At 68.2% G+C, this 19536-nt stretch carries 18 protein-coding genes; 9 read left to right on the forward strand and 9 right to left on the reverse strand.

Going from position 1 to position 19536, the window contains the following annotated elements; all coding sequences use genetic code 11:
* Positions 1-30 precede the first annotated feature (30 nt).
* Positions 31-486 (reverse strand): HNH endonuclease, encoded by a 456-nt coding sequence (locus ABZZ22_RS03850; RefSeq protein WP_354926982.1) that lies wholly within the window; start codon positions 484-486, stop codon positions 31-33.
* Positions 487-946: 460 nt separating this feature from the next.
* Between ABZZ22_RS03850 and ABZZ22_RS03855 the strand changes: the two genes are divergently transcribed.
* From ABZZ22_RS03855 to ABZZ22_RS03875, 5 genes are all read left to right on the forward strand, one after another.
* The gene (locus tag ABZZ22_RS03855) at positions 947-2458 is read left to right on the forward strand and encodes a carboxyl transferase domain-containing protein (protein ID WP_354926984.1); all 1512 of its coding nucleotides are present in this window, start codon (positions 947-949) and stop codon (positions 2456-2458) included.
* Between the two features lie 104 nt (positions 2459-2562).
* Positions 2563-3465, forward strand: a complete 903-nt coding sequence (locus tag ABZZ22_RS03860) for a hypothetical protein (RefSeq protein ID WP_354926986.1) — start codon at positions 2563-2565, stop codon at positions 3463-3465.
* A gap of 47 nt (positions 3466-3512) precedes the next feature.
* Positions 3513-4184 carry a TetR family transcriptional regulator gene (locus tag ABZZ22_RS03865; RefSeq protein WP_354926988.1) on the forward strand — a complete coding sequence of 224 codons (672 nt, stop codon included), beginning with the start codon at positions 3513-3515 and terminating at the stop codon, positions 4182-4184.
* A 71-nt stretch (positions 4185-4255) separates the two neighbouring features.
* Positions 4256-5191: an ABC transporter ATP-binding protein gene (locus ABZZ22_RS03870; RefSeq protein WP_354926990.1), complete on the forward strand. Its 936-nt coding sequence runs from the start codon at positions 4256-4258 to the stop codon at positions 5189-5191.
* The gene (locus ABZZ22_RS03875) at positions 5191-6840 is read left to right on the forward strand and encodes a polyketide antibiotic transporter (protein ID WP_354926992.1); all 1650 of its coding nucleotides are present in this window, start codon (positions 5191-5193) and stop codon (positions 6838-6840) included. Before ABZZ22_RS03870 ends, ABZZ22_RS03875 begins: the two co-directional genes overlap by 1 nt.
* An 82-nt stretch (positions 6841-6922) precedes the next feature.
* Here ABZZ22_RS03875 and ABZZ22_RS03880 read toward each other — a convergent pair whose 3' ends face one another.
* The 4 genes from ABZZ22_RS03880 to pdhA form a co-directional block, all read right to left on the reverse strand.
* Complete coding sequence (locus ABZZ22_RS03880) at positions 6923-8509, reverse strand: calcium-binding protein (RefSeq protein ID WP_354926994.1); 1587 nt, start codon at positions 8507-8509, stop codon at positions 6923-6925.
* Positions 8510-8620: 111 nt separating this feature from the next.
* Positions 8621-9964: a dihydrolipoamide acetyltransferase family protein gene (locus ABZZ22_RS03885; protein ID WP_354926996.1), complete on the reverse strand. Its 1344-nt coding sequence runs from the start codon at positions 9962-9964 to the stop codon at positions 8621-8623.
* Complete coding sequence (locus ABZZ22_RS03890; protein WP_354926998.1) at positions 9958-10935, reverse strand: alpha-ketoacid dehydrogenase subunit beta; 978 nt, start codon at positions 10933-10935, stop codon at positions 9958-9960. Before ABZZ22_RS03890 ends, ABZZ22_RS03885 begins: the two co-directional genes overlap by 7 nt.
* Positions 10932-12068 carry a pyruvate dehydrogenase (acetyl-transferring) E1 component subunit alpha gene (gene pdhA / locus ABZZ22_RS03895; protein ID WP_354927000.1) on the reverse strand — a complete coding sequence of 379 codons (1137 nt, stop codon included), beginning with the start codon at positions 12066-12068 and terminating at the stop codon, positions 10932-10934. Before pdhA ends, ABZZ22_RS03890 begins: the two co-directional genes overlap by 4 nt.
* 277 nt (positions 12069-12345) lie before the next feature.
* On the opposite strand from pdhA, the gene ABZZ22_RS03900 reads away from it, so the two are divergent.
* Positions 12346-13440, forward strand: a complete 1095-nt coding sequence (locus ABZZ22_RS03900) for a DUF2855 family protein (protein ID WP_354927002.1) — start codon at positions 12346-12348, stop codon at positions 13438-13440.
* Between the two features lie 66 nt (positions 13441-13506).
* On the opposite strand, the gene ABZZ22_RS03905 is transcribed toward ABZZ22_RS03900, so the two are convergent.
* Positions 13507-14472, reverse strand: coding sequence for a glutathione S-transferase C-terminal domain-containing protein (locus ABZZ22_RS03905; protein WP_354927004.1), 966 nt, complete (start codon positions 14470-14472; stop codon positions 13507-13509).
* A 59-nt stretch (positions 14473-14531) separates the two neighbouring features.
* Entirely contained in the window at positions 14532-15002 is a 471-nt protein-coding gene (locus tag ABZZ22_RS03910; protein ID WP_354927006.1) for a hypothetical protein, read from the reverse strand.
* Between the two features lie 390 nt (positions 15003-15392).
* Here ABZZ22_RS03910 and ABZZ22_RS03915 point away from each other — a divergent pair, with 390 nt between their 5' ends.
* A complete protein-coding gene (locus tag ABZZ22_RS03915; RefSeq protein ID WP_354927008.1) occupies positions 15393-16088 on the forward strand; it encodes a hypothetical protein in 696 nt (231 codons plus the stop codon).
* A gap of 82 nt (positions 16089-16170) precedes the next feature.
* On the opposite strand, the gene hisC is transcribed toward ABZZ22_RS03915, so the two are convergent.
* Positions 16171-17250, reverse strand: coding sequence for a histidinol-phosphate transaminase (hisC, locus tag ABZZ22_RS03920; RefSeq protein ID WP_354927010.1), 1080 nt, complete (start codon positions 17248-17250; stop codon positions 16171-16173).
* 10 nt (positions 17251-17260) lie between these two features.
* Positions 17261-18151: an arginine deiminase family protein gene (locus tag ABZZ22_RS03925; RefSeq protein WP_354927012.1), complete on the reverse strand. Its 891-nt coding sequence runs from the start codon at positions 18149-18151 to the stop codon at positions 17261-17263.
* A 218-nt stretch (positions 18152-18369) separates the two neighbouring features.
* Between ABZZ22_RS03925 and ABZZ22_RS03930 the strand changes: the two genes are divergently transcribed.
* Positions 18370-19041, forward strand: a complete 672-nt coding sequence (locus tag ABZZ22_RS03930; protein WP_354927014.1) for a GntR family transcriptional regulator — start codon at positions 18370-18372, stop codon at positions 19039-19041.
* Between the two features lie 68 nt (positions 19042-19109).
* Positions 19110-19502: a phage holin family protein gene (locus ABZZ22_RS03935; protein ID WP_354927016.1), complete on the forward strand. Its 393-nt coding sequence runs from the start codon at positions 19110-19112 to the stop codon at positions 19500-19502.
* Positions 19503-19536: the final 34 nt, after the last annotated feature.

Genomic DNA, 19536 nt, shown 5'->3' on the forward strand with positions numbered 1-19536 from the left:
CGAGGCGTCAGGAACTGACCTCTCGACGGGTCAGGCGATGGCGGCGAGCTGGGCACGGGTTGGGATGAACGGTTGGATTCGGAGGGACATGTGAGCCTCCTCGGGCGTGCGGTTGCCTTTGCGTCCGTTGCACCTGCCGCATGCCGCCACGGTGTTCATCCACGTCCACCTGCCGCCGCGTGACTGTGGCAGCAGGTGGTCGATGGTGCGAGCGTGGCCGCCGCAGTAGGCACAACGATGCTGGTCGCGCCTGAGCACTCCCTCGCGGGAGTAGCCGGCCGGGCGATACATCCAGTGCATGGCGATGTAGCGGACCAGCCGCACCGCCTTGGGCCACGGATGTGGCCCGATCATCTTGTCGCCCTGTTGCTCGTGGACCACCGCCACCTCGCGGAACAGCATCCGCACGGCATGCTTGAACGAGACCCTCCCGAGCGGCTCGAAGGAGGCGTTGTACAGGGTCACTGCACCCATGGTCGTGGTCATGCTCGGTTACCTCCCAGGAGAGTCGGATAGGGATCGCGTGTCGATCGGACGGAAACACTGGACTGAAACAAAAGGTGGGCCGCCCCGGCGAGACGGACATGTCTCGCAGGAGCGGCCCGGAGTGATCCGGTGCAGCTATGCACCCAGGTCACTGTCGGCTCCCGCGGGCATGAGGGTCGCGCTCGTGCGCAGCGGTCAGCGACCAGGCCGCCGGGGCGGTGGTCGAGTGCTGCGCGTTCATGGCCGGACCTTCGGTTGGGCTTGGATGGCTGAGCCCGGCGCGAACCGGGTGCTACCAGAGTAGAACGAACACCCTCCACCTACCAACGGTTTTCGCAGGTCAGCCGCATGTCGTTCCGGTTAACGACAGCCAACTCGCATCGTTTGTGCCCGTTAGCGACGAGATCTGCCGATCTGGACTGGACTGGCCACCAAGCCAATCCCTGGGTATGGTCGGCCCATGGGCTTGACCTCCGCTGAGCTGATCGACCTCGTGCTCGACCCCGACACCTGGACACCTTGGGACGCCCCGCCGTCCTACGGCGAGGTCCCGGAGGCGTACGCCGCCGACCTGGCCCGCGCACGAGAGCGCGCCGGGACCGACGAGTCGGTGGTCACCGGAGAGTCCCGGATCGCCGGACGACGGGTGGCGGTGGTGCTCTCGGAGTTCCGGTTCCTCGCCGGGTCGATCGGGCGCGCGTCGGCCGATCGGCTGATCGCCGCCGTGGAGCGGGCGACGCACGAAGGGCTGCCGCTGCTGGCCGGGCCCGCCTCGGGCGGGACCCGGATGCAGGAAGGTACGCCGGCGTTCGTGCAGATGGTGCGCATCGCCGAGGCGGTCACCCGGCACAAGGCGGCCGGACTCCCCTACCTCGTCTACCTGCGCCACCCCACCACCGGTGGAGTGATGGCCTCCTGGGGCTCCCTGGGGCACGTCACCGTCGCCGAGCCCGAGGCACTCCTGGGCTTCCTGGGGCCGAAGGTCTACGAGGTGCTCAACGGCCGGCCCTTCCCCGCCGGGGTCCAGGTCGCGGAGAACCTCTTCGCGCACGGTCTCGTCGACGGCGTCGTACCTCCCGACGAGCTCGCGGGGCTCGTCGACCGCGTACTCACCATCCTCGACCTCCGGCACGAGACGTCACTCGCGTCGGCCGAGACGTCAGCGAGTGACGCCTCGACCGACGGAAGTGACGCTTCGGACGACGCGCGCGACTTCTCGGCGATCGACACCTGGGACGCGATCACGCGGTCCCGGCGGGCGGACCGACCAGGAGCGCGAGCGCTGCTCCGGATCGCGGCCTCGGACGTCGTACCTCTCAACGGCACCGGGCAGGGCGAGCGCGACCCGGGGCTGATCATCGCGCTGGCCCGGTTCGGGTCGGCGCCGTGCCTGGTGCTGGCGCAGGACCGCCGCGAGCAGGCCCATCAGCCGCTCGGCCCGGAGGGGCTGCGCGAGGCGCAGCGCGGGATGAAGCTCGCCGCCGGGCTCGGCCTCCCCGTCGTCACCGTCATCGACACCCCAGGCGCCGCACTGTCGGCCGAGGCGGAGAACGGCGGCATCGCCGGCGAGATCGCGCGTACGCTGGGAGCGCTCGTCAACGTCGAGACCCCAACGCTCAGCCTGATGCTCGGCGAGGGCAACGGGGGCGGCGCGCTCGCCTTCCTCCCGGCCGACCGGGTGGTCGCCGCCCAGCACGCCTGGCTCTCTCCGCTCCCGCCGGAAGGCGCGAGCGCGATCGTGCACGGCAACTCCGACCACGCCGCCGAGATGGCCGAGGCGCAGCGGGTGCTGGCGGTCGATCTCCAGCAGATCGGCGTGGTCGACCGGATCGTCACCGAGTCCCCCGACGCCGCCGACGAGCCCGTGGCCTTCTGTCGCCGGGTCGGCGCGATCCTGGAGGACGAGCTGCTCGCGCTGCTCGCCGCCGGCCCGGGCACCCCGGCGGCGCGGGCCGCTCGTTACACAGGCTGACTCGCGCCGATCCGAGGACACCCGCGGCGACGTCCGCCACGATTGGGGTAGCTCGGCGCTGCCGACTCCGGCAGCACCCCCACACTGTCGATCGGAGTTTTCTCGTGCCTCAGATCAACCGTCTCCTCGCCGTCGCGACCATCTCGCTCGCCACCGCCCTACCCCTTCTCGGCGCCACCCCGGCGCAGGCCCAGGACGGGAGCTTCAGCGCGCTGACGTACAACATCGCCGGCCTGCCCGAAGCCATCTCCAGCGCCCCGACACCCCGCAAGAGCGCCACCAACGAGATCGGCCGACGGATCGACGGGTTCGACATCGTCAACGTCCAGGAGGACTTCAACTATCACGCCTACCTCTACGAGACCGACGTGCACGCCCACCGCACCCCGACGTCGGGCGGCGTGCCGTTCGGCAGCGGGCTGAACAGCCTGCACCACCAGCCGTACGAGGCGCTCGATCGCGTCACCTGGAAGCACTGCTGGATCGGCTCGGCCGACTGCCTGACCCCGAAGGGGTTCACCTTCCACCGCGCTCAGATCGCCCCGGACACCTGGATCGACGTCTACAACCTGCACGCCGACGCCGGCGACGGTGCCCTGGACGAGGCCGCTCGACGCGGAAATCTCAAGCAGCTCACGGCGTACATCTCCGCGCACTCCGCCGGCAACGCCGTCCTGGTCATGGGCGACACGAACACGCGCTACACCCGCGAGGGTGATCGCATCTCCGACTTCGCCGCCGCCAACGGGCTCACCGATGCCTGGGTGGAGCTGGTGCGCAGCGGCGACGAGCCCGACCGCGGCAGCCCCGCCCTGGGGTGCCCGGAGGTGAACCCAGGCGTGGAGTGCGAGGTCGTCGACAAGGTGCTCTACCGCGACGGCGACGGCGTGGATCTGAGCGCGACCTCCTACCGCAACCTGGACGCCGACTTCCGTGAGGACGGCACCGGTCTGATGCTCTCCGACCACTTCCCCATCGCGGTCGACTTCAGCTGGACCACCGACTGATCGGGTAATCCCTTGCGCGGGGGCTGAACACGTGTTTAACATTGAACATGCGTTCAGCCCCTGCCGACCCAACGACTCGCGAGCGGATCCGCGACGCGGCCGTGCTGCGGTTCGCGCGTGACGGCTTCAGCGCCTCGATCCGCACGATCGCCACCGACGCCGGAGTCAGCCCGGCCCTGGTGATCCACCACTTCGGCTCCAAGGACGAGCTGCACGCCGAGTGCGACGCGAAGGTGCTCGACGAGATCCGGGCGACGAAGAACGAGACGATCGACGAGCTCGCCTCGGGCCAGAGCATCCTGCACCGGTTCGCCGCCGCGGACGAGTACGCGCCGATGCTCGCCTACGTCCTCCGCTCGCTGCAGGACGGTGGCCCCGTCGGGCGCGTCTTCATCGAGCAGATGATCGAGGACGCGGTCGGCTACACCAAGCATGGCGTCGAGGCCGGCCTGATCAAACCCAGCCTGGACGAGCCGGCGCGGGCGCGCTACCTGGTGCTGTCCGCCCTCGGCATGCTGATGCTCGAGCTCAACCTCGACCCGCCCAAGGACCCCGCCGACCTCGGCGGAATCGTGCGAGAGTTCATGACGACCAGCTACTTCCCGATGATCGAGCTCTATACCCAGGGCGTCTTCACCACCCGTCGCATGCTCGACGACTACATGCTCTACGTCCCGGACCCGCCGAAGAACCCCGCGACGGAACCCCCAGTCACCTGAGCACATCAGAGTGATGGCCTGTTCCGTCGGCGTACGTCCTCATACGTCTCCAACGTGGAAGTGAGTTCTTCATGTCCGACAACATCCCTGCGGTCGAGATCGCGGGCCTGCACAAGTCCTACGGTTCGTTCAAGGCCCTCGACGGCCTCGACCTGACCGTCCAGCCCGGCCAGGTGGCCGGGTTCCTCGGCCCCAACGGCGCCGGCAAGTCCACCGCCATCAAGGTCCTGCTCGGGCTGCTGCGCGCCGACGCCGGCACCGCGCGCCTCTTCGGCGGCGACGTGTGGCGCGACGCGGTCGAGCTGCACAAGCGGATCTCGTACGTCCCCGGCGACGTGTCGCTGTGGGCCAACCTCACCGGTGGTGAGTGCATCGACTACCTCACCCGGCTCAAGCCAGGCGGCGACAAGGCCCGACGCAAGACGCGCCGGGTCGAGCTGCTGGAGCGGTTCCAGCTCGACCCGACGAAGAAGGCGCGCACCTACTCCAAGGGCAACCGGCAGAAGGTCGCCCTGGTCGCGGCCTTCCTCGACGAGTCCGACCTCTACATCTTCGACGAGCCGACCTCGGGCCTGGACCCGCTGATGGAGGCCGTCTTCACCGAGTACGCCCGGGAGGCCAAGGCCGCGGGCTCGTCGGTGCTGCTCTCCAGCCACATCCTCAGCGAGGTCGAGAAGGTCTGCGACACCGTCACGATCATCCGGGCCGGCGTCGCCGTCGAGTCCGGAACGCTCGACGAGCTGCGCCACCTCACCCGCTCCGCCGTCGTCGCCACCGTCGGCGGCGACCCGTCCCCGCTGAGCAGCCTCGAGTCCGTCAACGACCTCGTGACCAGCCAGAACGGTGTCGGCACCCGAGTCGCCTTCGATGTGGACAACCACGCCGTCGGTGACGTGCTCAAGACGCTGACCGACCTCGACGTACGCGGTCTGACCATCACCCCGCCGTCGCTGGAGGAGCTCTTCATGCGGCACTACGGCGACGTCATCGAGACGGAGGAGGTGTGATGAGCGCGCTTGCCCCGGCTGTTCCGAGGCGTACGCCCCTGGACTCCTTCGCCGGCACCTGGCACCTGACCCGGTTCATGCTGCGGCGCGACCGGGTCCGGCTGACGGTGTGGACGGTCTCGCTGCTGGCTCTCTACGCCTACTTCGTCACCGCGCTGAGCGCGCTCTACCCGGCCGCCGAGGACCGCCAAGGGCGCGCCGCGCTGATGGAGCAGCCGGCGTCGATCTTCCTCGGCGGGCCCAACTACGGGCTCGACGACTACACGATCGGCGCCATGTTCGCCAACGAGATGACCCTGTGGATGATCGGGCTGCTCGGCGTCATGAACATGTTCGAGGTCGTGCGCAACACCCGCGCCGAGGAGGAGAGCGGTCGGGCCGAGATGGTCCGCTCCGGCGCCGTCGGACGGCACGCGGCAGTCGCCGCGTCGCTGCTGACGGTGGTCTTCGCCAACGTCGTCTTCGCCCTGCTCGGCAGCGCGCTGCTCATCACCGCCGGCGGCCTCGCCGTCGCGGACACCTTCGCTCTCTCGACGGCGATCGCGGTCACCGGCCTGGTCTTCGCCGCCGTCGCCCTGGTCACCTCGCAGCTGACCACGCACGGGCGCGGCGCCACCGGTCTCGGCCTCGCGGTCCTCGGCTTCGCGGTGCTGGTGCGCGGCATCGGCGACCTGCAGGCCGAGCCCGGCGAGCACGGCACCTGGCTCTCCTGGCTCTCGCCGATCGCGTGGGCACAGCAGATGCGGGCGTACGTCGACCTGCGCTGGTGGCCGCTCGCGCTGAGCGTCGTGGCGATCCTGGTGCTGCTCGCGCTCGGGGCTTTCCTGGCCTCGAAGCGCGACTTCGACGGGGCTCTGCTCACCGGCGGATCGGGTCGGGCCGAGGCACCTTCGATGCTCTCGAACCCGCTCGCGATGTCCTGGCGTCAGCAGCGGATCGCTCTGTTCTGGTGGTTCCTCGGCACCTTCGTGATGTTCGGGGCGACCGGCACCTACCTCGGCGAAGGCGTCGAGGACATGGTCGACGACATCGCGGGCTCCAACCCCGAGGCGGCCAAGATGTTCGGCGACGACCCGCTCACCGGGTTCCTGGCGATCATGATCCTGTACGCCGCACTGGCCGCTGCCGGGTATGCGATCGCCACCACGCTGCGGGCCAAGAACGAGGAGGCCGACGGCCGGCTCGACATCACCTTGGCCAAGCCGGTCTCGCGTGGCCGCTGGTTCGCCGCACACCTCGCCGTCGTGGCGTTCGGCGCCTTCGTACTGACCATGATCTCCGGCGCGCTCGCGCTGTGGGCCGGTGCGCTGGTCAACGGTGAGGTCGAGCTGGCGACGTTCCTGAAGGGCGGCGCGGCGTTCCTGCCCGCAGTCGCCGTCTTCATGGCGCTGACCGCGGCCCTGTACGCCTGGGTCCCGAAGATCACGCCGGTCGTCTGGGCGCTCTTCGCGTTCACCGCCATCACCGGGATGTTCGGGCCCCTCTTCGACCTCCCGGACGCCGTAGCCGGCATCTCCCCCATCTGGTGGGTCGGCCGCTACCCGCAGGAGCCCATCGAGCCGTCACACATGATCGGCCTCAGTGTGGTCGCAGCCGTTCTGCTCGTGGCTGCGTTCGTCGGCTTCCGCCGCCGCGACATCACGAGCTGACGCACTGCCGAGAAGTCACGTACGCCGGTCGAATGGGCACCTCGGTGCCCACTCGACCGGCGTTACTGACGTCTCGGCGGGGTCAGGATCCGGTGACCTTGAAGGTCGCGTTCGGCAGCTGCTGCTCCGGCCGCATCGAGCTCGGATAGGTGTCGACCCACTCCTGGTAGAGGTGCGGGCCGTAATACTCCTCACTGACTGAAATACGGTCATCCGCATCGACCTGGAGGTCATAGACGCCGGTCGGGGTTCCCTTCGGGACCATCAGGCTCACGGTCCACTCACCGGAGTAGATGGTCCCGGCGGTACGCACCGGGTCGGACCCACAGATGAAGTCGCCGTCCATCGTGCGGCCGAAGCACACGGTCAGGGACTTCAGCCCGTTCATCTTTTCCACCCCGATCCGGTCCGTCACCACCAACACCGCCTTGATGGTCTTCGCGCCGGTACGCACGTCGACCGACGTCGCGCTCAGACTCTTGAGCTTCACCACCGGCGGCGCCGTGTCCGGGTTGGTGCTGGTGACCTGCGTCGACGCGACGTCGAACTCGTCAGTCGTACGCCCAGACGTGTCCGTCGCGATCGCCTCGAGCGAGAGCTTGCCCCCGGGCGTCCACCTGGGCACAGTGACGTATCCCTGCCACCAGCCGTCGCGCACACCGCCTGAGACCATGGGCATGAAGTTGGTGTAGAGCTGCGCCGGGTTGTCGTCGGCGAGTCCGGAGACCCATCCCTGGACCCGGGAGACGCGAAGGTCGTCCTTCACGTGAATCCGCACCCGGACCTTCGTGTCGCCGGAGTCAGAGTTGATCGCGGTCGGGGAGAGAGACGCCCCTACGACAACCGGCGCAGTCCTATCGCGGAAGCATCCGTAGAGGTGGTCGTAGACGTCGTAGTAGCAGGTGTTGGCGCCGGCATTGCCATGGACCTCGTCCAGCCCCGCCCCACCGGAGAGCTTGTCGTTGCCGTCGCCACCACTGAGGGTGTCGGCGCCGTTCTCACCCCAGAGCCGGTCATGGCCCGGACCACCGTTGACGGTGTCCAGGTGGTTGTTCCCGTGGAGCTGGTCATCACCATGGTTTCCGGACAGGCTGTCATTTCCGTCGCCGCCATACAGGCGGTCGTTGCCGTCTCCGCCGCTGACCGAGTCAGACCCTGTGCCGCCAGAGATGACGTCCCAGCCGGTGCCACCATAGATGGTGTCCCCGGCAGCACCGCCGTAGATGCGGTCAGGCCCGGCCCCGCCTGAGATCACGTCGTGGTGGCCGCCGCCGGAGATGACGTCGCCGCCGCTTCCGCCCCAGATGTTGTCCTGACCTGTGCCCCCGCTGAGGCTGTCCCGGCCACCACCGCCGTGGATCCAATCCTCACCGCTCCCAGCGAGCACCCGGTCGGCGCCGTAGCCGGCGTAGACGTGGTCTCCGCCGGACCCGGCATCGATGAGATCGTCGCCGCCCTTGGCGTAGATGATGTCGCCGCCACCGCGGCCACAGATGACGTCGCGGCGCGAGGTCCCTCGCAGGACATCACCCCCCGGCGTACCGACGATCGTGCAACGTACGCCGGTCGAAGTTGTCGCCGCGCTTGCGGGGCTCGCCACGAGTACGGTCGCCGAAGCGGCCATCGCGACGATCCCGGCGAGCAGCGTGCGCCCCGTCAGGAGCACCATTCCTGCCTCCAGAAGATCCTCAGGCCCGCGTCAGCGCGGGCCTGAGGATAGTTGCAGATCCGATACCGGCCTGGGTAGCGAATTGACGTTCTGTGGAGCGATTGTCGAACCTCAGAACAGCAGGGCTGTGCTCGGGTCTCCGACGATCTTCGCCACGTCAGCCAGGTAGCGGGAGCCGGCCTCGCCGTCGATGTGGCGGTGGTCGAAGCTGAGCGCGAGGGTGCAGACGTCGCGGGGCTCGATGCGCTCGTCGTCCCCGGTGCCGACGATCCACGGCTGGCGCTTGAAGGCACCGACCGAGAGGATCGCGGACTCGCCCGGGTTGATGATCGGGGCGCCGCCGTCGATGCCGAACGGGCCGATGTTGGTGATCGTGAAGGTCCCGCCCGCCTGGTCGGCCGGCGGGGTCTTGCCGGTGCGCGCGGTCGCGGTCAGCTCGTTGATCGCGGCGCCGAGCTCGACCAGGGACATCCGGTCGGCGCCCTTCACGTTCGGCACCTGCAGGCCCCTGGGGGTGGCCGCGGCGATGCCGAGGTTGACGTACTCCTTGAACACGATCTCCTGGGCGGCCTCGTCCCACCAGGAATTGATGATCGGCGTACGTCGCATCGCCAGCAGCGCTGCCTTGGCCACGATCAGCAGGGGGCTGACCCGGACCTCCGCGAAGTCACGGTCGCTCTTGAGCTCGCCGACCAGCTCGGACGTACGAGTCACGTCGAGCGTCGTCCAGATCGTCACGTGCGGCAGCGTGAACGCCGAGTCGACCATCGCCTGGCCCATCTGCTTGCGCAGGCCCTTGATCGGCTCGCGCCGCTCGCCTTCTGCGACGGTCGAGCCGTGCTCGGGGGGCGCGAAGGAGCTCACGTCGGCACCGGCGCTGTGGAGGTCGGCGATGGTAATCACGCCGTCTGGCCGCTCGGGGACGACCGTGGCTAGGTCGACGCCCAACTCTCGCGCGGCCTTCCGGGCGGACGGCTTGGCGAGGACACCAGTGCCCGCGGAGGCGGTTGGGGCAGAGACGGTGCGGGTGCGGCGTACGACTGCGTCTTCCTTGGAGCCGTAGCCGACTAGCGTCAGCGGCTTCTCGGGCTCGTCAGGGGCCGTGTTGGTCTCGACACCGCTCACTTCGCTCGCGGGCTCGACCGACGGTTGGTCGGTCGAGGCTTCCCCGTCGGTCGAGCCGTCGGAGCCGCTAGGCGGAGACGTGTCGAGACCAACAGAGTCGCCGATGCGGATGATCGGGGTTCCGACCTGGACCTCGGCGCCTACCTCGACGAGGAGCTCCTGGACCACACCCGCGTACGGAGACGGCAGCTCGACCACGGACTTGGCGGTCTCGATGTCGCAGACGGGGTCGTTGACCTTGATGACGTCGCCGACGGCGACGTGCCACTCGACGATCTCCGCCTCAGTGAGGCCCTCACCGACGTCGGGCAGCTTGAACTCGTTCACCATGCCAGGCTCCTGTCCACGGCGTCGAGGACCCTGTCGAGGTCCGGAAGGTAGTGTTCCTCGGCTCGCGCCGGCGGGTAGGGCGTGTCGAACCCGCCCACGCGCAGCACCGGCGCCTCCAAGGAGTGGAAGCAGGTCTCGGTGATCCGGGCGGCGAGCTCGGCGCCGAGGCCGAGGTTGACGTGGGCCTCGTGGACGACGACAGCCCGCCCCGTACGCCGCACCGACTCGAGCACCGGCGCCATGTCCAGCGGCGAGAGGGTGCGCAGGTCGATCACCTCGAGCGACTTGCCCTCCCCCGCGGCCGCTTCGGCGGCGGTCAGCGCCGTCTTCACGGTGGGACCGTAGGCGAGCACCGTCACGTCGGAACCGGACCGCACCACCCGCGACTCGAACAGCGCCCCCGGCGTCGCGTCGACGTCGACGTCGGCCTTCGTCGAGTGGTAGAGCCGCTTCGGCTCCAGGAAGATGACCGGATCAGGATGGGAGATCGCCTGCTGGATCATCCAGTAGGCGTCGACCGGGTTCGAGCAGGCCATGACCTTGAGGCCTGGCGTGTGTGCGAACTGCGCCTCCGGCGACTCGCTGTGATGCTCGACGGCCCCGATGCCACCGCCGAACGGGATCCGGATGACCATCGGCATCGCGACCCGGCCGCCGGAGCGGTAGTGGAACTTGGCGACCTGGGAGACGATCTGGTCGTAGGCCGGGTAGACGAACCCGTCGAACTGGATCTCCACCACCGGCCGGTAGCCACGCAGCGCGAGGCCGACCGCCGTGCCGACGATCCCCGACTCCGCCAGCGGCGTGTCGATGACCCGCGCCTCGCCGAAGTCCTTCTGGAGCCCGTCGGTGATCCGGAAGACACCGCCGAGACGGCCGATGTCCTCACCCATGAGGACGACCTTGTCGTCGTCCTCCATCGAGCGCCGCAACCCGGCGTTGAGCGCCTTCGCCATAGTCATCTTCGTCATCGGGAAGCCCCCTCGTGCTCGAAGGAGGAGAGGTACGCCGCGTAGCCGTCGCGCTGCTCGCGCAGCTCCTCGGGCAGCTCGGTGTAGACGTTGTCGAAGAGCTTGACCGGGTCGGGCTCGGGCAAGGCCTGGATCCCGGCGCGCAGGCGTTCACCGAACTCGTCGGCCTCGGCCTCCACCTTGGTGAAGAAGGAGGTCGAGGCGCCGCCGCCACGGCGCAGGTAGGCCTCCACCCGGGCGATCGGGTCCTTGAGCTTCCAGGCCTGGACCTCGTCGGAGAGCCGATAGCGGGTCGGGTCGTCGGTGGTGGTGTGCGCGCCCATCCGATAGGTGTAGGCCTCGACCATCGTCGGCCCGCCGCCCTCACGGGCCCGCTTGAGCGCCGACTTCATCACCTCGTACGTCGCCAGCACGTCGTTGCCGTCCACGCGGATCCCGGGGAAGCCGAAGCCCTGGGCGCGCTTGTAGAGCGGCACCTTGACCATCTGCTCGACCGGCTCGGAGATGGCCCACTGGTTGTTCTGGCAGAAGAAGACGACCGGCGCGTTGTAGGTGGCGGCGAAGACCATCGCCTCGTTGACGTCGCCCTGCGAGGAGGCTCCGTCGCCGAAGTGGGCCACGACTGCCGTGTCCCGCGTCGGGTCGCCGGTGCCGACGAGACCGTCCATCTGCACTCCCATCGCGTAGCCGGTCGCGTGCAGCGTCTGGGCTCCGATGACGATCGTGTAGAGCCCGAAGTTGTGCTCGGCGGGGTCCCAGCCACCCTGGTCGGTGCCGCGGAACAGCCCGAGCAGCTGCATCGGGTCGACCTCGCGACACCAGGCCACGCCGTGCTCGCGGTAGGTCGGGAAGACGAAGTCCTGGGGCGCGAGCGCGCGGGCCGCGCCGATCTGCGCTGCCTCCTGGCCCAGCAGCTGAGCCCACAGGCCCAGCTCACCGTGGCGCTGCAGCGCGGTGGCCTCGACGTCGAGGCGACGGGTCAGCACCATGTCGCGGTAGAAGCCGCGTACGGCCTCGTCCTCGGGGCGGTCGGGTGAGAACTCGAAGTCCGGGTGCGTGACCCGTTCTCCCTCAGGGTTCAGCAGCTGCACCATGTCGGTGTGGCTGGGACTCGGATCCAGAAATTCAGTCATCACGCTTCCTTCACACGGGGTGGGGTCGCCACCGCTGGTCATGTCGTACGCAGACTTGTGATCTGTCACACATCGACATAGTCAAACGGTACCCGCCCGCGGTTGCTTCCTCAGTCACACCGGAAACCGATGGGTGGCGGAGGTGTTCATCCCGGCCAATGCAGATCGGCGGTGCCGTCCTCGGTTACTGAAACTCACTCCGCGGTAGACAACTAAGCAAGCGCTTAGTAAGTTTGCCGGACGCGATGCCCCCCAAGGTCCAGGAGATGAGGAACCGATGACTCGAATCACCCGAGTGGAGTCGCTCAAGAGCGACCTCGGCGTGGCTGATCTGGTGGACATCTCGGCACCATCGCTCGAGGAGGGCGAGGTGCTGGCGCGGATCGAACGCTTCGCTCTCACGACGAACAACATGACCTACGCGGTCTACGGCGACGCCCTGAAATATTGGAATCTGTTCCCTGCCGAGCTGCCCGGACACGGCTGCATGCCTGCGTGGGGGCACGCAGAGATCGTCGAGTCGCGGTCGTCCGAGGTCCCCGTCGGGACGCGGGTCTTCGGCTACTTCCCCCTCGCGACCCACCTGACGATGCGACCCACGAAGGTCACCTCCCGCAGCTTCACCGACGGCGCCGAGCACCGCACCGGGACGCCCGAGGTCTACAACCTCTACGAGCTCCAACCAGAGGATGCCGATCCTCGGCTGGACAGCCTCACCGCCATCTTCCGCGCCCTGTTCATCACCTCCTACACCGCGGCGGACTACCTGCGCGAACGCGACTACTTCGACGCCGAGCAGTTCGTGATCTCGAGCGCCTCGAGCAAGACGGCGTACGGCATCGCCTACTGCCTGACCGACTCTCCGGCCGAGAAGATCGCGCTCACCTCCGCCCGCAACATCGACTTCGTCAACGGTCTCGGCCACTACACCCAGGCACATGAGTACGCCGACCTGACAGCCCTCGACCCGAGCAAGCGGACGGTCTATGTCGACCTTTCAGGCGACGGTGACCTCCGCCGCCGAGTTCACGAGCACTTCGGTGACCAACTCGCCTTCGACTGTCTCGTCGGGTCGACCCAGGCCGAGGGATTCCCCGAGGAGGACGCCAGCCTCGTAGGGCCGGCTCCGGTCTTCTTCTTCGCGGCCCTCCAGCTCGACGCCTACAAGGCCGCCGGCCAGTCGCGTCCTTTCATGCAACGCTATCGAGACGACGAGCGGGAGTTCCTCGAGCGTGTGGCGGCACCGGAACGGCCCTCGATCAAGCTGATCGAGCACGCCGGCCTCGAGGATGCCCCAACCGTCATCGCCGAGTTCCATGACGGCACGACGGACCCCGTCGCCGGCCATGTGTTCATCCCCAACGTTGGCTGACCGACCGGTCGCGCCGGCGCGCTTCTCCGTGCGCAACCTCCAAGCCGGCTGAAAGAAGATCTTCTTTCAGCCGAGCGACTCACGCCCGTGCGGCTCGTCCCAACCGGAGAGATCCGGGCCGGCGGGAACGATCTGGGTGGGGTTCAGGTCGGTGTGGACGATGTAGTAGTGCTGCTTGATCTGGTCGAAGTCGAGCGTCTCGCCGATCCCCGGGGTCTGGTAGAGGTCGCGCGCGTAGGCCCATAGCGCCGGGATCTCGGCGAGCTTCTGCCGGTTGCACTTGAAGTGGCCGTGGTAGACCGCGTCGAAGCGGGCCAGCGTCGTGAACAGCCGGATGTCGGACTCGGTGAGCTGGTCGCCGACCAGGTAGCGCTGCCGCGACAGCCGCTCCTCCAGCCAGTCGAGAGCCGTGAAGAGGCGGTCGTACGCCTCTTCGTACGCCTCTTGGGAGCCGGCGAAGCCACACCGGTAGACCCCGTTGTTGACCTCGGTGAAGACCCTCTGGTTGACCTCCTCCATCTCCTCACGGAGAGCGCGCGGCCACAGGTCCGGCGCGTCGTCGGCGAAGAAGTCGGTCCACTCGTGGAAGAAGTCGTGGGTGATCCACGGGAAGTCGTTGGTGACGACCTCGCCCGAGGACTCTTCGACGATCGCCGGCACCGTGATGCCGCGCGGGTAGTCGGGGTAGCGCTTGAGGTAGGCCTGCTGCAGCCGCTCGATCCCCAGCACCGGGTCGACGCCGCCAGGGTCGAGGTCGAAGGTCCACGACCTGGCGTCGTGGGTCGGCCCGGCGAGACCGAGGGAGATGACGTCCTGGAGCCCGAGCAGGTTGCGGACGATGATCGCCCGGTTGGCCCACGGGCAGGCGGCGGCCGCGACCAGCCGGTAGCGGCCAGGCTCGACGGGCCACAACGGGACTTCGCTCGGCCCGAACTCCGGCTTCCGCGCGTCCCGGGTGATCCGGTCCGGGATGTAGTTCATGTCCCGGTTGAACTCGTTGCCCGGCTGGATGTAGGTCGCCTTCTCCCCCATGCACCTCACCTTAGGCGCTGGGCCGGAACGTGAACCAGGGAGACGACGAAAGTCGAGCCTCAGGCCGTTCCCCAGCTCTCGACCCGCCATTCGCCGCCCTCCCGGACCAGGAAGACGATCATCGACTCGTCAGGGACCGGGCCGTCCTCGGCGGCGTACGAGACGGCGACGGTGACGCTGGCGGTCTCGCCTTCCACCTCGGGCTCAGCGAAGACCATGGTCCGGGTCACGGCGCGCGGGTTGGGGTCGACATAGGTCCGTTCGCCCTCGGCGGCGTCGATCATCGCGCGGGCGCCACCGCCGTCGAGGAGCTCGTCGCCCTCGTCGGAGGCCAGCTCGTAGAGGGTGGCGACCGAGGTCGTCTCCATGAACTCACGGGAGACCTCGCCCGGACCCGAGGATCGCGCCATCCACCAGAGCGCGAGCGCGGCAAGAGCCACGACCGCCACCAGCAGTCCGGAGATGCGTACTCCGCGACGCCAGCGGCGGCCGCGGGTCACGATGCTCGCCCGCTGCGGAGGCTGTCCCACGAGCAACACCGTAACTTCACTCCTGCTGGTCGGGGGCCACATCGACCGATACCGGCCGACATCAGGTGAGCGGAACTCCGCTGGACCTAGTGGGTACCACGATGAAGGGAACTACTGGATCCGAATACGTTGATTGGTAATCGCGTTTCACCCGATGGCTTTCGAAAGTCGAGTCTTATATACCTTTTTACCTGCAGCCAACATTGGATTGTTTGAAATCGAGCAAAAACCCGGTCTTTAGTCCCGGTTGACGGCATACCAGAAAGAGCCTTGAAAACCGAAGACAACGCACTCATAGGAACCAATAGATAAGAGAAAGTCCTTGACTTTAAGGTCATGAGCGTCTCAGGATTCAACTGGTACGACCCAACAGCAAACAAAGGAGATCTCGTGAACTCTCGGGCTCGAATCGCCGCTGTCGTCACCGGACTCGCAATGGCCACGGTCGCCGCACCAGTCATGGCCAGCCCTGTGCCACCCCCAGGTCCTGACTGCCCAGTCCCGGAAACACCAGCCCCGGGCGTCCCGGTCCCCGGCTGCCCGGTTCCGGACGACCCGGGCCCGGACGTTCCGGACACCCCGGACACCCCGGACACCCCGGACACCCCGGATACCCCGGACGCGCCTGACGCCCCGGACACCCCCGAGGTCCCGGATGCGCCTGACGCCCCGGACACCCCCGAGGTCCCGGACGCGCCTGACGCCCCGGACACCCCCGAGGTCCCGGACGCGCCTGACGCCCCGGACACCCCCGAGGTCCCGGACAACCCGGCCCCGGACGTTCCTGACGCCCCCGACAGCCCTGAGGTCCCGGGCACCCCGGCTGCGGACGTTCCCGCGCCGGACGTGCCGGTCCCGGATGTCCCCGTTCCGGACGTTCCCGTTCCGGACGTGCCGGTCCCGGACGTTCCGGTTCCGGACGTTCCGGTTCCGGACGTTCCGGTTCCGGACGTGCCGATCCCGGGCACCCCTGAGCTGCCCAACGTCACCGACAGCCTGCTGGGCATCATCAACAGCCTCCCGGTCGTCGGCCCAGTCCTGACCGACCTCCTCAGCTCGATCCTCGGGAAGCTCCCGGTGCCGTAAACCCATACATCGCAACCACATAGCAGAGGTCCAGCAGCGCGGGGTGCTGCTGGACCTCTGCTATCTGGCCGAACGCCCGTTCTCAGCCCGTCGGGAACGAACCCGCGAGCTCGATGAGGCGAGTGTTGGCCTCCGCCTCGCCGATCGAGACGCGCACGCCTTCCGGCGGGTAGGGACGGACCATCAGGCCGATCTCGTCGGCAGCCGCGGCGAACTCGGCGCAGCGGTCTGCCGAGGCGAAGGCGAACCAGACGAAGTTGCCCTGGGCGTCGGGGACGTCCCAGCCGGCCGCGCGTACGCCCTCTACGACGCGGACGCGCTCGGTCACCAGGTCGTCGACGCGGGCCAACAGCTCGGTCTTCCGCTCGAGCGAGGCGACGCCGGCCGCCTGCGCGACCACATTGACCCCGAACGGCAGCGCCATCGCCCGCAGGGTCGCGGCGATCGGCGCGGGCGCGAAGGCATAGCCGACACGGAAGCCGGCCAACCCGTAGGCCTTGGAGAAGGTGCGCAGCACGACCACATTCGGCCGGGACCGGTAGGTGGCGATGCCGTCGACGGCGTCGTCCATGCGCACGAACTCGGCGTAGGCCTCGTCCACCACGACCAGCACGTGCTCGGGGACCTTCGCCAGGAAGGCATCGAGCTCGGCCTGGGTGACCGAGGTGCCAGTCGGGTTGTTGGGGGTGCAGACGAAGACGACCTTCGTACGCTCCGTGATGGCCGCCGCCATCGCGTCCAGGTCATGGCGGCCGTCGTCGGCGACGGGCACCTTCACGGCGGTCGCACCGGCGGCGAGGACCGCGATCGGGTAGGCCTCGAAGCTGCGCCAGGCGAAGACGACCTCGTCCTCGGGCCCGCAGTAGGCAGAGACCAGCTGGAAGATCAGCGCGACGGCGCCGGTCGAGAGCGCGAGCTCCTCGGCCGGGACCTGGTAGTTCGTCGCGAGCGCCTCGTAGAGCTCGGTGTTGCCGGCGTCGGGATAACGGTTGACCCGTCCCGCCGCCGCGGCGGCGATCTCGACGACACCGTCGAGCGGCGGGTACGGGTTCTCGTTGGAGGAGAGCTTGTAGGTCACCAGCCCCGGCCGCTCGGCCGGCGGCTTGCCCGCAACGTACGCAGGCATCGCAGCGACACTGGGACGAGGCTGTGGGGTGTTCATGATCACAACTCTAGGTCGGGATGACCTCGCCCCCGTAAACCACGGGAAGGTCGCGGCCGACCACGATGTCGAGCGGGTTGGTGACGCAGCGGACCGACCCGCCGCCGAGGTGGAGCTCGCTCATCTCGACGATCCGGATCGTGAAGCCCCAGCCCTCGAGAACGGTGCGGATACGGTCCGGGCAGGACGGCATCACGATGGTGCGGCCGATCACGATCGAGTTGGCGGCGAACGTGCTGAGCGCCTCCTCCTCGGTGATGACCAGTGGCTCCGGGATCAGGTCGAGGAGCGCCTGCGCCGACTCGGGAGCGAGCGCGTCCGGGCAGATGATCGCCCGGCGCTCGTCGAGCGGGCAGAAGGCGAGGTCGAGGTGGTACATCCCCGAGTGGGTCGTGCGCACGCCCAGCACCCGCACGTTCATCTCTGCCGCCAGGGTCTTCAGCGCCATCTCGTCGGTGCGCGGCCCGGTGCCGGCGACCAGGTGGCCAGCGAACGGGAAGACGTCCCCCGCCTCGAAGGTCGGGCCGATCCCGTCCTTGCCGACGTACGCCGTCCCCCAGCCGTTCGTGGCGAACCACTCGACAGCGGTGAGCGTCTCGTTGCGTCGCTCGGGAAAGCGCATGTGAGAAAGGAGCACGTGGCGACGCCCGTCCGCCAAGCCAGCCGCGAAGCCGAGGTTCATCGCGTAGACCATGTCGGGGCTGTCCTCGCGGGGCGCGATGACGTCGACGCGCCCGCCGAGCTCCTCGATGGTCGCCCGGAGGGTGTCCCACTGCGCGCGAGCGCGGGCCGGATCCGGCTGGATCTCGGTGTCCATGAACGGGTTGATGGCGTAGTCGATGCGGTAGTGCGTCGGCTCGGTCATCAGGTAGTGACGGCCCCAGCTCAGCGATGTGCTCACGCGACCACCTCCCTAGCGCAGGCGCCAGAATACGGACGCGGTCGCGTGTTGCTTGGACGGTTCACTCGCTGGCGCTCGCTCACTCGCTAACCCCTCTCAGTTCTGATCATCAGATCGTCCGATTGCCTGATTGACTGATTGTCAGACAATCTCCTGCCGATAGGTTAGTACACGAACGGTCAGCACCGGAAGACAGCGCAGGTAGGACAATGGGGCCCATGTTCGAGTCGCTCACCCTGGACGAACCAGCCTCGACGGTCGACCGAGTCGCCGACGAGCTCCGCCGGGCGGTGTTCGAGGGCGAGCTCGAGTCCGGCACCCCACTGCGCGAGCACGGCCTCGCCGAGTCCCTGGGGGTGGGCCGCTCCACTGTCCGCGAGGCGCTCACCATCCTCGTCGCCGAGGGGCTGGCCATCCGTGCCCCCAACAAAGGCGTCGCCGTCGCGACCCCTGAGGCCGCCTCGGTCCGCGACGTCTGCGCCGCCCGCTGGGTGCTCGAGGGGGCCGGGGTCCGCAACTGGGCGAACGCCTCCGTCGAGGATCGCAGGGCCGTGCACGAGTCCCTCGATGCGTACATCTCGGCGGTCCACTCGGAGCACTCGACCTACCGTGAGCTCAACGAGCGCCATCTCGCCTTCCATCTCTCGCTCGTCGCGCTCACCGGATCGCCTCGGCTGATCGCGATGCAGGAGCACCTGGTCCTCGAGCTCAAGCTCGCCCTCGCCCAAGTCGACCGCATCCGACGCAACGCCCACGACCAGGCCGAGGACCACGCCGCCCTGGTTCGCCTCCTCGACGCCGACAGCATCCACGACGCCGAGCGGTTCCTGCAGAAGCACCTCTCCGACGCCGCCCACTCCATCTGCAAGGCACTTCGCCTGGAGAGATAACGGTCTCGCGACGTCACACCTCGTGTCGTACCCTTGCGTCCCGCGGGGAGACTGACACACTCTCCGGCATGCGTATCGCAACCTGGCTCATCACCAACGCCATCGCTCTGGCCGTGGCCACGTGGCTCGTCGGCGGGATCTACTTCGACGGCCCCACCAGCGGCATGGAAGAGATCAAGCAGAAGCTGATTCCACTGCTGCTCGTCGCTCTGGTGCTCGGCATCGTGTCGGCGTGGGTGAAGCCGATCCTGAAGTTCGTGGCATTCCCGTTCATCCTGCTCACCTTCGGCCTGCTTCTGCTGGTCATCAACGCGGCGATGCTCGGCCTGACCGCGTGGATCCTCGGTCCGACCGAGATCGGTTTCCACGTCGACGGGTTCTGGGCCGCGGTGCTCGGCGGCATCATCATCTCGATCGTCGGCTGGGCCCTCGACCGGCTCTGGCCGGAATCCGCCAGCTGAGGTCCAGGATCGGCATCCGCCCCGCGTTCTTGGC

Source organism: Nocardioides sp. NPDC006273, assembly GCF_040613495.1.
Classification (GTDB): Bacteria; Actinomycetota; Actinomycetes; order Propionibacteriales; family Nocardioidaceae; genus Nocardioides.

Coding starts and splice junctions, on each gene's coding strand:
- hisC (WP_354927010.1), bottom strand. CDS start 17,250: ATGAACACCCCACAGCCTCGTCCCAGTGTCGCTGCGATGCCTGCGTAC.
- ABZZ22_RS03875 (WP_354926992.1), top strand. CDS start 5,191: ATGAGCGCGCTTGCCCCGGCTGTTCCGAGGCGTACGCCCCTGGACTCC.
- ABZZ22_RS03870 (WP_354926990.1), top strand. CDS start 4,256: ATGTCCGACAACATCCCTGCGGTCGAGATCGCGGGCCTGCACAAGTCC.
- ABZZ22_RS03850 (WP_354926982.1), bottom strand. CDS start 486: ATGACCACGACCATGGGTGCAGTGACCCTGTACAACGCCTCCTTCGAG.
- ABZZ22_RS03885 (WP_354926996.1), bottom strand. CDS start 9,964: ATGGTGAACGAGTTCAAGCTGCCCGACGTCGGTGAGGGCCTCACTGAG.
- ABZZ22_RS03890 (WP_354926998.1), bottom strand. CDS start 10,935: ATGACGAAGATGACTATGGCGAAGGCGCTCAACGCCGGGTTGCGGCGC.
- ABZZ22_RS03905 (WP_354927004.1), bottom strand. CDS start 14,472: ATGGGGGAGAAGGCGACCTACATCCAGCCGGGCAACGAGTTCAACCGG.
- pdhA (WP_354927000.1), bottom strand. CDS start 12,068: ATGACTGAATTTCTGGATCCGAGTCCCAGCCACACCGACATGGTGCAG.
- ABZZ22_RS03880 (WP_354926994.1), bottom strand. CDS start 8,509: ATGGTGCTCCTGACGGGGCGCACGCTGCTCGCCGGGATCGTCGCGATG.
- ABZZ22_RS03935 (WP_354927016.1), top strand. CDS start 19,110: ATGCGTATCGCAACCTGGCTCATCACCAACGCCATCGCTCTGGCCGTG.
- ABZZ22_RS03900 (WP_354927002.1), top strand. CDS start 12,346: ATGACTCGAATCACCCGAGTGGAGTCGCTCAAGAGCGACCTCGGCGTG.
- ABZZ22_RS03865 (WP_354926988.1), top strand. CDS start 3,513: ATGCGTTCAGCCCCTGCCGACCCAACGACTCGCGAGCGGATCCGCGAC.
- ABZZ22_RS03855 (WP_354926984.1), top strand. CDS start 947: ATGGGCTTGACCTCCGCTGAGCTGATCGACCTCGTGCTCGACCCCGAC.
- ABZZ22_RS03930 (WP_354927014.1), top strand. CDS start 18,370: ATGTTCGAGTCGCTCACCCTGGACGAACCAGCCTCGACGGTCGACCGA.